Here is a 12,157-nt window from a genome sequence, read left to right as displayed (position 1 = left end):
AATGGTAGAACCGGATCTCACGCGCGAGATCGGGGAAATACCCTGAACAGACCCACCCCTCACCGGAAGCCTCAAGACACCACGTTTGCCTCACCCCCCAATAACCCTCTTTACTGCTCACGAGGTGGGTTGATCGATCTGCTCGCGCAGGATGTCGCCGTGTCCCGCGTGCCGCGCGAATTCCTCGATCATGGCGAGCAAGGTCCATCGCAGGCTGATGGTGCCTTCACCGGGGATGTCCTTGGTGTCGTCGAGGTCGAAGCGCGCGGCGATCTCCCGTGAGCGACGGCTCGCGCGTTCGAACTCGGCGATGACGTCGGCGAGGGACTCGTCGTCCTTGACGGTGAAGGTGCCCTCGTCCCGGGCCGAGTATCCGTCGCATTCCGATTCGCCGAGACCGGCCCAGAATCGTTGGAACCAGATCCGTTCGGCGGCCGCGGCATGTTTGAGCAGGGAGATCGGCGTCGTCAGGGAAGCGACGAGCCGGCGGCGGGCGTCGGCTTCGGAGAGGCCGCGTGCGGTCTCGATCAGCGCTTCACGGTTGCGATCGAGCGTGTTCTCGAGCAGCGTTCGTTCGGTGCCGTCGGTGATCCTGGTGGTATGCAAGGGTTTACTCCGTTTTTTCGCAGGGTCGAAGAAGCCGTGCCGTCTTACGTGAGGCCGACGCCTAAAAGCAGGGAGCGTCGGAGCGGTCGAGGGAGGCGTGTCGACGCGGGCAGAAGTGGACACCGCGGTCGAGGTCCGGGCACCGGAGAGATCCGGTGAAGACGCCGCCATGATCCTATGACGCGTCCAGGAGTGGGGTCAATGAAGAAATCGACGATTAAAACCGTCATTACCACTTGAGGTCGGTAGGGTCGGCTGAGTGACTTCCGAGCGCAGACGCTGGCGGGTGCGGCTGCGCGATCGTCGTGGGCGGATCCTGGGCGCCGGGACGATGCTCGATGACGAACACCTCCTCACCTGCGCTCACGTGATCGAAGGCCACGACGAAATCACGGTGGATTTCGTGGCGCTTCCCGGTGTGGAGCCCGGATTCGCCACGATCGTCGCGCAGGCGGCGCCGATCGGGGACGACGGTGGGGACGTCGCGTTGCTCCGGTTGCGTGCCCCGGAGGAACAGCTCGCCGGCGCCCCGCTTCACCGGACGGCTCTCGAAGACAACCAGCGTGTCCGCGCCTACGGTTTCCCGCAGGGTTCGGACGGCATGTGGTCGTTGGCGACCGTCGTCGGCGACGGCGGGCACGGTCTCGAACGCGTCCAGCTCCATCGCACTTCCGACGCCGAGCCGATCACGCACGGCTTCAGCGGTGCCGCGGTGGTCGCCGACAAGACCGGGCACGTCGTCGGCATGGTCGCGACCCGGTACGCGACCGAGGCCGCGCGCGTCTCCTGGATGATCCCGGTCGAGACCATGCTCGGTTACCTGCCGGAACTGCGCCGCTGGGCCCGGGGAAGCCCGGCGATCGACCCGAGCTTCGTGCACCACCCGGAGCCGCCCGCCATCGACGTGCCGTTCGCGCGCGAGTTCGCCGGCTGGCTCGGCGGGCATGGCGGGTCGGACGTCTGGGTGATCATCACCGGCGAGGACGATTCCGCCATCGCCGCTTCGTTGCGTCGCGCCGTCGTGCTCGCCGACCGGGAACGGGGCGCGGGACGGAGCGCGTCCGGGCCGACGGTGCCGCCGGTCGGCAGTGTCGTGCTCGCGGTCGACGCGGTCGGCAAGACCGCCGACGAGGTACGGCATCGGATCTCCGAGCGGCTCGACGTCGCCGTGGACCCGGCCGCGGGCCGTCACGGCTCGGGCCGGACCGTGGTCATCTACGGGATCGACGAATCGGCCGAACCGGAGAAGCTCGTCGGCGAGGTCCTGATCCCGTTGGCGCACCGCGTGCACGACCTCGGACTGCGGCTCGTCCTCGCCTTCCGCGAGGAGAGCTCGCCGATGGTGAGCGAGGTCCGGACGAGCACCAGCGCCTCACCCCCCGACGAGGACGACCTCGAGGGCCGCCTCGCCCTGCTGGACACCCGATTGGCCGAGCTCGCCCGGCTGGAGAAGGAAAATCTGGGTGACGCGCCCCGCTTCACCGATGCTCCGGACGCCCAGGCCAGGGCGCGACGACTGAAGGGTGCGGTGACGCAACTTCGTTCGGCGGAGCGGGACGGAGAACCCGATTGGGTGAAACGGCATCTGCCCGCCTGCGAGCGGACCGTGGCCAGGGCCGTGGGACGCGCCCGCGACCTGCGCCGCCTCCTCGACGAGAACCTCGCCCGGCGCGCGGAACTTCGCGCCCGGCTCGACGCGTACGGCGAGATGGCCCGTAACAGTGGCTTCGTCGAAGACGTCGAACTCGATGCCGCCTACGCTCCCGCCTGGCGGATGCTCTTCGAAGGACCGTGCGACCTCGGGGCCGCGTCGGCCGCCGTCGAGCAGTACGCGAACACCGTACGGAAACGGATCGACGGATGACGGCTTGCGGACGGGACGGCTGCCACGGCTTGCTCGGCAAGACCGGTTTCTGCCGGGTCTGCGGGCTGCCGCCCGGAGCACCGGAAGAGCCGGTGCGGCGGGAAAAGCCGACACTGGTGATCCCCGGTCCCGGCGAGGCCCCGACCAGGATCACGAGCACGGTGGTCACCCGGTCCCAGCAGATGGCCGGCCACGCGACCGCGGACGACCGGGTCCCGTTGCCGCTCGTCGAACTCCCCGACATCGCGGGCCGCCTGCTGACCGAACCGCATGTCCCCGAGGACGAACGGTTCTGCGGCAAACTCGGCTGCACCGGCACCCCGGTCGGCCGCTCGATCGGCGGCGGGCCCGCGCCGCTCGAAGGATTCTGCCCGGTCTGCCGGACACCGTTCTCCTTCGCGCCCAAGCTCGCGGCGGGCGACGTGGTCGACGGCCGGTACCACGTACTCGGCTGCGTCGCCCGCGGTGGACTCGGTTTCGTCTATCTGGCAACGGATTCCGGACTCGGTGACCGATATGTGGCGCTCAAGGGACTGATCAACACCAACAACACCGCCGCCGTGCGGATCGCGGAGACCGAGAGCCAGGTGCTCACCGCGCTGGAACATCCGAACATCGTCCGGATCTTGAACGTGGTCGAGCATCACGACCTCCGCTACATCGTCATGGAGTTCGTCGACGGCCTTTCCCTGCGGGAGATCAAGAACCGCGGCCGGGCCGGGCTGGACTCCAGCGAGGGACGCCTGCTGGTCGAGCACGTCGTGGCGTACGGGCGCGAGATCCTGACCGCGCTCGACTATCTGCACGGCGAGGGCCTGCTGTACTGCGACATGAAGCCGGACAACGTGATCCACGGCGAGAAGCGGATCAAGGTGATCGATTTCGGTGCCATCCGCAAGATCTCCGACGACGAAAGCCCGGCCGTCGTGACCGAGCATTATCAGGTGTCCCTGAAAGAACGGGCGAGACACGGGCTCACCGTCCGGTCCGACATCCACACCGTCGGCATGACGTTGCGGGAACTCTTCCAGGCCAGCGACGGCTGGTCGGTCACCCCCGACGCGCGCGGCGTCCGGTTCGGCATCGAATCCTTCGTCCGGGTCCTCGACCGCGCGACCGCCCCGTTCGAGCGACGGTTCGCGACCGCGCACGAGATGCTCGTCCAGCTCGACGGCGTGCTCGCCGAAATCCTTTCCTTGCGGGACAGGCAATCCCGGCCCGCCGGGTCGACGCTGTTCACCGAAGGGGCGGTCCTGCTCGACGCGGGACTGGGCCAGGCGCCGCCGTTGGAGCACTGGACGCGCGGGATTCCCGTCTCGCTCGGCGAACGGCCGACGGCCGCGGAGATCGCGACCGGCCTGCCACTGCCACGGGAGGATCCGGACGACCCGCAGGTGAGCTTCCTGCGCACCGTCCGCGCCCCCGACGCGGCGCGGCTGCTGAAGAAACTCGAAAAGGCGCCGAGTTCGGTCGAAGTCGAGTTCCGCCGGTGCCGGGCGCGACTGGAACTCGGGGCGACCGTGGAAGCCGCGTTGGCGGTGGCCGAGGCCGAACGGCTGCTCGGCGACCGCGCCGCCCACGACTGGCGCGTGGCGTGGCACCGGGGCCTGCTGGCGCTCGGCTCCGGTGACTTCGCCGCGGCCAGGGAGAAATTCGACGCCGTGTACCGCGACATCCCGGGCGAGGAACCGCCGAAACTCGCGCTCGGTCTCTGCGAGGAGCACCTCAACGGCGTTGCCGCCGCTGAGCGGTATTACGACGCCTTGTGGGTACGGGACCGGAATCAGGTCAGTGCGGCGTTCGGGCTCGCGCGGGTCCGGCTGTCACGGGGCAACCGTGCCGCCGCGGTCGAGATCCTCGACCAGGTCCCGGAATTCTCCCGCTACGACGAGGCGGCGCGGATCGCCGGGGTACGGGTGCTGTCCGCGCCGATGCCAGGGACCGGGGAGCTCCCGGTGTCTGCGGAACTCGACGAGGCGGTGATCCGGCTGACCGCCCTGGACCTCGACGGCGACGCGGCCGACCGGTTGGTGACGGCCGTGCGCGAGACCGGGCTGGCCGGGGTGCTCATCGGCGGGGACGGGATCAGCGACGGCGCGATCCTGCGGGCGGACGAGACGGGCGCGCGCACGGTGCTGGACCAGTCGTACCGACGGCTCGCCCATCACGCGCCGACGCCCGAACTGCACGACGTGCTGATCGATCTCGCCAACTCGGTGAGACCGGTGACCCTGGTGTGAAAGGGGACGGACGATGAGCGGGGAGCCGAGTCTGGGGCTCGAAGTGCACCAGAACAAGTTCCTGGCCGAGGGGGACCGGGCGATGACCGCGATCGTGCGGGTCGTCTCCCGGGGCGGCGAAGCGATCGGCGCCAGGACCGGCGCCGAGATCTTGATGATCGATTGCTCCAGCTCGATGCGTTTCCCCAGCACCAAGATCGGCGAGGCCCGGCGTGCCGCCACGGCCGCCATCGACGTCTTCCCCGACGGCGTGCGCTTCGCCGTCATCCAGGGGACCGACCGCGCGAAGCTGGTCTATCCGGCCGAGGACGGCCTGGTGACGGCTTCCGCGCGGACCCGGGCGGAGGCGCGTGCCGCGGTCGAGCATCTCGCGGCGGTCGGCGGCACCGCGATGGGCGCCTGGCTGGCCAAGGCACGTGACCTCTTCGCCCGCGAGCCCGACGCCGTCCGCCACGCGATCCTCCTCACCGACGGCCGCAACGATTCGCAGACCAGGGCCGATCTGATGAGCGTGCTGAACAGCTGCGAGGGCCGGTTCGTCTGCGACGCGAGGGGAATCGGCGACGGCTGGGAGCCGGCGGAACTCATCCAGATCGCCAGGGTGCTGCGCGGGAACGTCGACTCCGTCGTGGAGGACGACGAACTCGCCGAGGACTTCCGGAACCTCGTCGAGAGCGCGATGACCAAGGTGCTGCCCGACGTCCGGCTGCGCATCGGCACCATGTCGTTCAGCAGGCTGCGGTCGGTCAAGCAGGTGTTCCCGGACGAGTACGACCTCACCGACCGGTGCCAGGAGGTCGCCGTCCGCGAGGTGGAACTTTCGCTCGGTTCGTTCGCGAGTGACGAGACGCGGGATTATCAAGTGATCCTGGACCTCGATCCGGATCTCGAACCCAGCCACGGACAGGACAGGCAGCTGGCATGGACGGAACTCGTGCCCGTCCCCGGTGCCACGGTCGAGGAGGACGCGCTGGCCATCGCGGGCCGGTGGACACACGACCCGATCCCGCCGACGCTGATTCACCCGATGGTTTCGAAATACGCCGCCCAGGCCGATCTCGGTGAGGCCTTGACCGCGGGCGGCGACGCCTACGCGGCAGGTGACCAAGCCGCTGCCGAACGGGAATGGGGCCGGGCGGCCACCTTGGCCGCCGCCGCGGGTGACGAAGACACCCTCGGCCGTCTCGCGGGGGTCGTGGAGATCGTCGACGCGGAGAAGGGCGTCGCACGCTTGCGCGCCGACGCGACGCGAAGCCACGCTCTACACGTCGTTATCCCTTCGAGGGTTTCGGAAATCGCGTCCGAGCAGGAAGATCGGCCGATGCCCGATTCCCGGACCGAGGCGCCGCCGGTCGCCTGCGCAGGCTGCCCCGCACTGTCTCCCGCCGGGGCGAACTTCTGCGTCGGCTGCGGCAGGCCGTTCGACGAGGCGGCTTCGTGACGGCGACCCGGGTGCGGCTGGTGCGGCTCCGCGCCGGCCTGCTGGCGCTGACCCTCGTCGTCCTGGTGGGGTCGCTGTGGGCGTTCCACCGCGTCCAGAACGCCGCCGAAACGATCCGGGACCGGACCTCGCAAGCGGTACTCGAGGTGACCGCCGCGCGGGCCGCGCTGGTGGCCGCCGACGCCGCCGCGGTCGCCAGTTTCGCCTCGGGCGAGGCGAGACTCGCCGGGCCCGGCCAGGAGTACTCGAACCAGTTGGCGCTGGCGAGCCAGAGCCTCGCGAGGGTCGCGGAGTTCAACCAGGCGGGCGAACCCGGCGGCAACGGGCTGCAGGTGGTGGAGAGTCAGGTGGCGGCCTATTCAGGTTCCATCGGGCAGGCCGACGTGCATTTCCGCCAGCTGGACGCGGCGGTGCTCGGCGCGGCCGACCTGTGGCACGCCTCGCGGTTGCTCCACGCCCCCGGCGGGGTCCTCGACGAGCTGGAATTGTTGCAGGCCAAGCAACGTGAGGCGCTGGACAGGCAACTGTCGTCGACCGGTGTCAGCCTCGCGATGCTTCCGCTGTGGCTCCTTCCGGTACTGGCTCTGTCGGGGTTGCTGGTGTTCACCCAGCTGTACCTGAGGAAGCGGTTCCGCCGGGTGGCGAACGTCCCGTTGCTCGGGGCGACCGTGCTGATCGCCGCGATCGGGGTGGCGCTGGTGTTCACCGTGATCGGTCGCGAGCGGCTGGACTCGGTCGGGAATCGGCTCGACGCGGTCGCCGAGGCGCGGAACACGCAGATCCAGGCGGCCGACGACGCGGGTCAGCTACGGCTCGCCGACCTGCTGACCGAGTACTGCGACAGGGAGCAGGGATGTGGTGTGACCGCCGACGAATTCCGGGCGAAGGCACGGCAGGCCACGACGGTGGCGACGGACAACACGCGGGTGGCCACCGCGGGTGCGAAGGCCGTGGCGGCCGACGCTTCGGGGGCGGCCGAATCCGGTGGACGGGAGTACCTGATCCCGGCGGGCACCCTGCTCGCGGGTGGACTGATCCTGCTCGGATTGCACGGCCGGATCGACGAATACCGGTACCGCCCGTGAAACGGCTACTGGCCTTGGTGATGGCACTGTCGTTGTTCGCGGGCGGCTGCTCGGCGTCGGCCGACGGCGGCACCGTCGTCGTACTCGCGTCGTGGACCGGCCCCGAGGCGGACGCGTTCCGGCAGGTGCTGGACGCGTTCCAGGCCGACACCGGCGTCAAGTACCTCTATCAGGGCACCCGCGCCGTCGACCAGGTGCTCGCCTCGGACGTGCAGCGCGGCACGCCACCGGATGTCGCCGTCCTGCCGAACGCCGGTGTGCTGGCGAAATACCAGAAGTCGGGCGACCTGATGCCGCTCGACGACGATCTCGCCGCGACCATGGCCGGCTCCTTCAGCCCGCAATGGGTGGCCCTGCAGAAGATCGGCACTCAGAAGCTGTACGCGGTCGCCGTGAAGGCCGATCTCAAGAGCGTGATCTGGTACAACCCGGCCCGGTTGACCGGGATTCGCCCGACGACGTTCGACGGTCTCCGCACGTTCGCCGGCGGGCTGACGGCCGCGGGCGGCACGCCGTGGTGTGTCGGGATGGGTGCCCCGCCCACGTCGGGCTGGCCGGGAACCGACTGGATCGAGGACGTCTTCCTGCATTCGGCGGGCCCCGAGAAATACTGGCAGTGGGCGTCCGGCAGCCTGAAGTGGACGTCGCCGGAGGTCAAACAGGCTTGGCTGGACTGGGGTTCCCTGATCGACCCCGCCGGGATCCGCGGCGGGGCAGCGGCCGCGCTGCTGACCGATTTCGGCGACGCGGGAAAGCCGATGTTCACCGACCCTCCGGGCTGTGTACTCGAACACCAGGCGTCGTTCATCATGAGCCGCTACCAGGCAGTGAAACGCGCTGACGGGACTTCTCCGAGGCCCGGCGCCGATTTCGACTTCCTTCCCTTCCCCGGACGCGATGTCTCCGAAGTCGCCGCCGACCTGGCAGGCATGTTCCGTGACACCCCGCAGGCGCGAAAGCTGATCCAGTACCTGGCTTCGGAAAAGGCGCAGCGCGTCTGGCCGTCGATCCCGCGCGCGAGCGCGTTCTCCGCCAACCGGAAGCTCGGTTTCGACGTCTACACCGACCAGGTGAGCCGGAAGATCGCGGAAACCCTCACCTCGGCGCCCGCGCTGTGCTTCGACGCCTCCGATCTGATGCCCGCGACGATGACCGGCGCGTTCCACCGTGCCGTTCTGGAGTACCTGAGCAACCGGGACCGGCTGGACATCCTGCTGAGCCAGCTCGACGGAATCCGGCAAAGCGTCCCGTCCGGTGAATGGCTGAGAATCCCTTGTGGACAGTGAAGGAGCATCGGTGAACGACTTGGCACGGTTCCCGCTCGAAGGCGGCGGTTCGGTGGTCGTCGAGATCGACCCCGTCCCCGGCACCTCCCGGGTCTCCCGGCGCGACGACCTGATCGAGGACGCCAAGGGATCGTTCGAAGCGGCACTGGCGAACGTGCGGGAAGCGGCCGCGTCGGCGCTGGCCACGTTCCGGTCGATGACCACGGGACCGGACGAGGTGGAGATCAAGTTCGGGGTGAAGCTGACCGCTCAGGCGGGCGCGGTGATCGCGAAGACCGGGCTGGAGGGGAACTTCGAGGTCAAGCTGAAATGGGTCCGGGAGCCCGAAAGCGGTCGTGAGTGATTCTGGTCGTTTCAACGACCCGGATCACTCACGACCTCGCTAGCGGCCCAGTCCCCGGATCAGCACCATCACCGACTCCCGCACGTCGGCCCGCGTGCGCTTCGGCTGGAACACCTGCCAGTCCAGGGCGACCACCAGCATCGTGCCGAACAACCCGGCCGCCGCCGTCGGGATCTGGACGCCGTCGGGCAGCCGCCCGGCGGCGTCCAGCCGATGCAGTTGTTCGCGCACGATCGAGATGATCTCCTCGCGCAGCAACGTCAGCGTCTCGTGCCACGTGCCGGGCGTACGCCACATCTCGCTCACCAGGATCTGGGAGAAACCGGGGTATTCGGCGATGAACTCCAGCGCACCGTCCACTTGCGACTCGATTACCTCCATCGGGTCGCCCTCGCCGCCGGCCGCGCGCAGCCGGTCCGCGAGCACGCCGACGCCGTAACGCAACAGCGCGTCGACGAGACCGTCCTTGCTGCCGAAGTTGTAGTAGACGGTGCCCTTGGCGACCTTCGCCTCGGCCGCGATGTCGTCCACCGTCAGCCCGACGAGGCCACGGCTGGCCGAGAGCCGCAGGGTCGCCTCGAACAACTTCTGCTTCGTCGCCGCACCCCGGGTGGTCACAACGCCAGCTCGGGTTTCAGCGCCGACACCGTCCAGGTGCGTCGTTTCCGCGCCGCGAGCGTCGACACCAGGATCGCGCCGACGAGGTAGGCCAGCAGAACCCCGATGTCACCGAGGATCTTCATCGACGCGCCGCTGTAGAGCAGGTGCCTGAACCCGTCGATCGCGTACCCCATCGGCAGGACGATGTGGAGCGGGTACAGCGCGTCCGGGATGGTCTGCCACGGGAACGTGCCCCCCGCGCTGACCAGCTGCAGCACCAGCAGGACCAGACCGAGGAACTTCCCGACGGCGCCGAAGAAGGCGTTGAGCGCGTGCACCACGGCGGTGAAGGTGAGCGACACCAGGATGGCGAACCCGATCGCGCCGAGCGGATGCGCGACGTCGATACCGACCAGCCAGGTCACCGCGCCGAACAGCACGATCACCTGCGCGATCCCCAGCAGGGCGGAGGGGAGCCAGCCGCCGAGCGCGACCTTGAACGGCGACGCGCCGGCGGTCAGCGCACGGGTCGAGAGCGGGCGCAGCAACAGGAACAGCACGAACGCGCCGATCCAGGTGGCCAGCGAGATGAAGAACGGGGCGAGGCCCGCGCCGTAGGTCCCCGCCGACGCGACGCCGGAGGACTGGACCGCGACCGGGTCGGCGATGGTGTTGGCGGTGGCCGCCCGGGTGGGGTCGTCGGGGTTCGGGATCTGCTTGAGCCCGGCGGCGAGCCCGTCGCGGAGCTGCACCGCGCCGTCGGCGAGCTGGTTCGTGCCGGTGACCGCGGACTTCTCGCCGTCGTTCAGCTTCGCCGCGCCGTCACGGAGCTTGTTCGCCCCGTCGGACGCCTGCGCGATCCCGCTGGTGAGCTGCGGCGTCGCCGAGGCCAGCTGGTGCGCGCCGTCGGACACCTGTCGCGCGCCGGACGCGAGCTGGGCGAGCTGACTGTTCGCGCCCTGGATCTTCGTGTTCGCCTGGTCCACCGGCGAACGGAGCGTGTCGAGGCGGCTCAGGATCTCCTGCACCTGGGTCTCCGGGAGACCGGCGTTCCGCAGGTCCTGCGCCAGCTGGGTGCGATAGCCGTCGAGCTTCGCCTGGATGTCCCCGGACGCCGTCGCCGCGAGCGAGGCGGCGTCGGCGACCTTCTGGTTCCCGTCGGCGACCTGGCCCGCACCGCTGGCGAGCTTTTGCGTCTGGGCTGGCAGCTGGGCGGTGGCGGACTTCAGGGTGCCGAGTCCGCTCGCCAGTTCGGAGCTGCCGGAGGCGAGCTGGGACGCGCCGTCGGCGAGCTGCTGCTGTCCGGATTTGAGCTTGCCCGCGCCGTCGGCGAGCTGTGAAGCACCCGTCGCGGCCTCCTGGGTCTTGCCGTAGATCGTGGAGAAGCCGACCAGGAACTTGTCCGCCGCCTCGCTGCCGACCTTCTCCGCGATCGTCTTGCGCACCTGTTCGGCCACCTGTTTCGCGATGGTGCCGGACAGATAGTTGTTGGCGTCGTTGGTGGTCAGTGTGATCGTCGCTTGCTGCGGCTGGAAGTTGCCGGAGGACAGCAACGCCGCGGAGAAGTCGCGCGGGATGCCGATGGCGAACGAGTAGGTGTCGTCGCGGACGCCCTTGGCCGCCTCGTCGGGGGAGACCTCGTGCCACTGGAAGGTGCCGGACTTGACCAGCTCGTCGGTCACTTCACGGCCGACGTTGCGCTCCGCCCCGGCCGAGTCCTTCGAACCGGCGTCCGAGGTGTAGACGGCCGCCGGCAGCTTGTCCAGCCGCGAGTAAGGGTCGAAGTTCGCGTAGAGGTAGAAGGACGCGTACAGCAGCGGTACCAGAACGAGCGCGACCATGGCGAGCTTCGGCAGGGTGCCGCTGCTCAGCCGGCGCAGCTCGTTGCCTGCGATCCGGACGGGGTTCATTCCTGGTCTCCTGAGGTCTTTTCGGTGTCGTCCGGCACGGTCTGGTCGGTTTCGTCCGGTTCGACCGGCAGCGGCGCGCAACGCACGGGCTCCGGCTGGTCGAGGGCGCCGCAAAGGGCGGGCTTCTCCGGCAGGGCCGAGATCGGGGTGGTAGCCGTCAGCACGATGACGGCGAGACCGCGTTCGGCGTGCTCGCGGGCGACGCGCGTCCAGCTCTCGACGTCACTGGTGTGCCTGTCGGGGGTGTCGAGCACGAGTACGCCGACACCCTCGCGGCTCGCGGCGAGCGCGGTGAGCAGCCGGGTGCGCGTCACCGCTTCGATGTTCTCGAAGCGGGTGGTGGCGAACGCGGCGGCGCCGTGCTCGGCCAGCCAGCTCGCGGCGGCCGCCTTGCTCGCCGGGCGTTTCGCCAGCTCGAGTTCCTCGCCGACGACGGCCTGCAGCGTGAGCGCGCCGTCCGGATCGCTCACACCTGGGGCGTCGACGACCGCGACGACCTGCCGCGGATCACCGCCTTCGACGGTCACGGTCCCGGTCGCGGGCTTCAGCCGCCCGGCCAGCGCCAGGCCGAAGGCCGTGACTCCGACGCCGGGCTCGCCGTGCACGATCGCCAGCTCACCGCCCGAGACGGTGAGCGAGGTGGGCGACAGCAACGTGCCGTGGGGTCCGGTGACGGACACCCTGTCGGCTTGAACCCGCACGAAGAACTCCCAGGTCGATGACTCGTGGCACTTTTAAACTGACTGGTCAGTTCAAAAGTTAGCCCTGACCTGGGAGGTGAG

General features: G+C 69.3%; 10 protein-coding genes. 6 read left to right on the top strand and 4 right to left on the bottom strand.

Features of this window, described 5'->3' with window-relative positions; translation table 11 throughout:
* Positions 1–117: 117 nt before the first annotated feature.
* Entirely contained in the window at positions 118–606 is a 489-nt protein-coding gene (locus ACZ54P_RS29865; protein WP_465464913.1) for a DinB family protein, read from the bottom strand.
* A 259-nt stretch (positions 607–865) separates the two neighbouring features.
* Between ACZ54P_RS29865 and ACZ54P_RS29860 the strand changes: the two genes are divergently transcribed.
* The 6 genes from ACZ54P_RS29860 to ACZ54P_RS29835 are packed head-to-tail and all read left to right on the top strand — an operon-like array spanning position 866 to position 8,865.
* Positions 866–2,470 (top strand): S1 family peptidase, encoded by a 1,605-nt coding sequence (locus tag ACZ54P_RS29860; RefSeq protein ID WP_465464912.1) that lies wholly within the window; start codon positions 866–868, stop codon positions 2,468–2,470.
* Positions 2,467–4,710, top strand: a complete 2,244-nt coding sequence (locus tag ACZ54P_RS29855) for a tetratricopeptide repeat protein (protein ID WP_465464911.1) — start codon at positions 2,467–2,469, stop codon at positions 4,708–4,710. Before ACZ54P_RS29860 ends, ACZ54P_RS29855 begins: the two co-directional genes overlap by 4 nt.
* A 13-nt stretch (positions 4,711–4,723) precedes the next feature.
* Positions 4,724–6,151 (top strand): VWA domain-containing protein, encoded by a 1,428-nt coding sequence (locus ACZ54P_RS29850; protein WP_465464910.1) that lies wholly within the window; start codon positions 4,724–4,726, stop codon positions 6,149–6,151.
* Positions 6,148–7,236 carry a hypothetical protein gene (locus tag ACZ54P_RS29845; RefSeq protein WP_465464909.1) on the top strand — a complete coding sequence of 363 codons (1,089 nt, stop codon included), beginning with the start codon at positions 6,148–6,150 and terminating at the stop codon, positions 7,234–7,236. The genes ACZ54P_RS29850 and ACZ54P_RS29845 overlap by 4 nt, the downstream gene beginning before the upstream one ends.
* Positions 7,233–8,522 (top strand): ABC transporter substrate-binding protein, encoded by a 1,290-nt coding sequence (locus ACZ54P_RS29840; RefSeq protein WP_465464908.1) that lies wholly within the window; start codon positions 7,233–7,235, stop codon positions 8,520–8,522. The genes ACZ54P_RS29845 and ACZ54P_RS29840 overlap by 4 nt, the downstream gene beginning before the upstream one ends.
* A gap of 10 nt (positions 8,523–8,532) precedes the next feature.
* Positions 8,533–8,865, top strand: a complete 333-nt coding sequence (locus ACZ54P_RS29835; protein ID WP_465464907.1) for a CU044_2847 family protein — start codon at positions 8,533–8,535, stop codon at positions 8,863–8,865.
* Between the two features lie 39 nt (positions 8,866–8,904).
* Here the strand turns inward: ACZ54P_RS29835 and ACZ54P_RS29830 are convergent, their stop codons facing one another.
* From ACZ54P_RS29830 to ACZ54P_RS29820, 3 genes are read right to left on the bottom strand one after another with little or no spacing between them, the layout of a single operon-like run.
* Positions 8,905–9,483, bottom strand: coding sequence for a TetR/AcrR family transcriptional regulator (locus tag ACZ54P_RS29830; protein ID WP_465464906.1), 579 nt, complete (start codon positions 9,481–9,483; stop codon positions 8,905–8,907).
* A complete protein-coding gene (locus ACZ54P_RS29825) occupies positions 9,480–11,375 on the bottom strand; it encodes a YhgE/Pip family protein (RefSeq protein ID WP_465464905.1) in 1,896 nt (631 codons plus the stop codon). The genes ACZ54P_RS29830 and ACZ54P_RS29825 overlap by 4 nt, the downstream gene beginning before the upstream one ends.
* Positions 11,372–12,076: an ATP-binding cassette domain-containing protein gene (locus tag ACZ54P_RS29820; RefSeq protein WP_465464904.1), complete on the bottom strand. Its 705-nt coding sequence runs from the start codon at positions 12,074–12,076 to the stop codon at positions 11,372–11,374. The genes ACZ54P_RS29825 and ACZ54P_RS29820 overlap by 4 nt, the downstream gene beginning before the upstream one ends.
* Positions 12,077–12,157 lie beyond the last annotated feature (81 nt).

The organism is Amycolatopsis sp. NPDC034160 (assembly GCF_055575355.1).
The sequence above is the reverse complement of the archived record's forward strand: the minus strand, read 5'-3'. Positions and strand labels throughout refer to the sequence as shown.

Excerpts from the sequence above, each read along its gene's own strand:
- ACZ54P_RS29855 (WP_465464911.1), top strand. The coding sequence starts at position 2,467 with ATGACGGCTTGCGGACGGGACGGCTGCCACGGCTTGCTCGGCAAGACC.
- ACZ54P_RS29825 (WP_465464905.1), bottom strand. The coding sequence starts at position 11,375 with ATGAACCCCGTCCGGATCGCAGGCAACGAGCTGCGCCGGCTGAGCAGC.
- ACZ54P_RS29850 (WP_465464910.1), top strand. The coding sequence starts at position 4,724 with ATGAGCGGGGAGCCGAGTCTGGGGCTCGAAGTGCACCAGAACAAGTTC.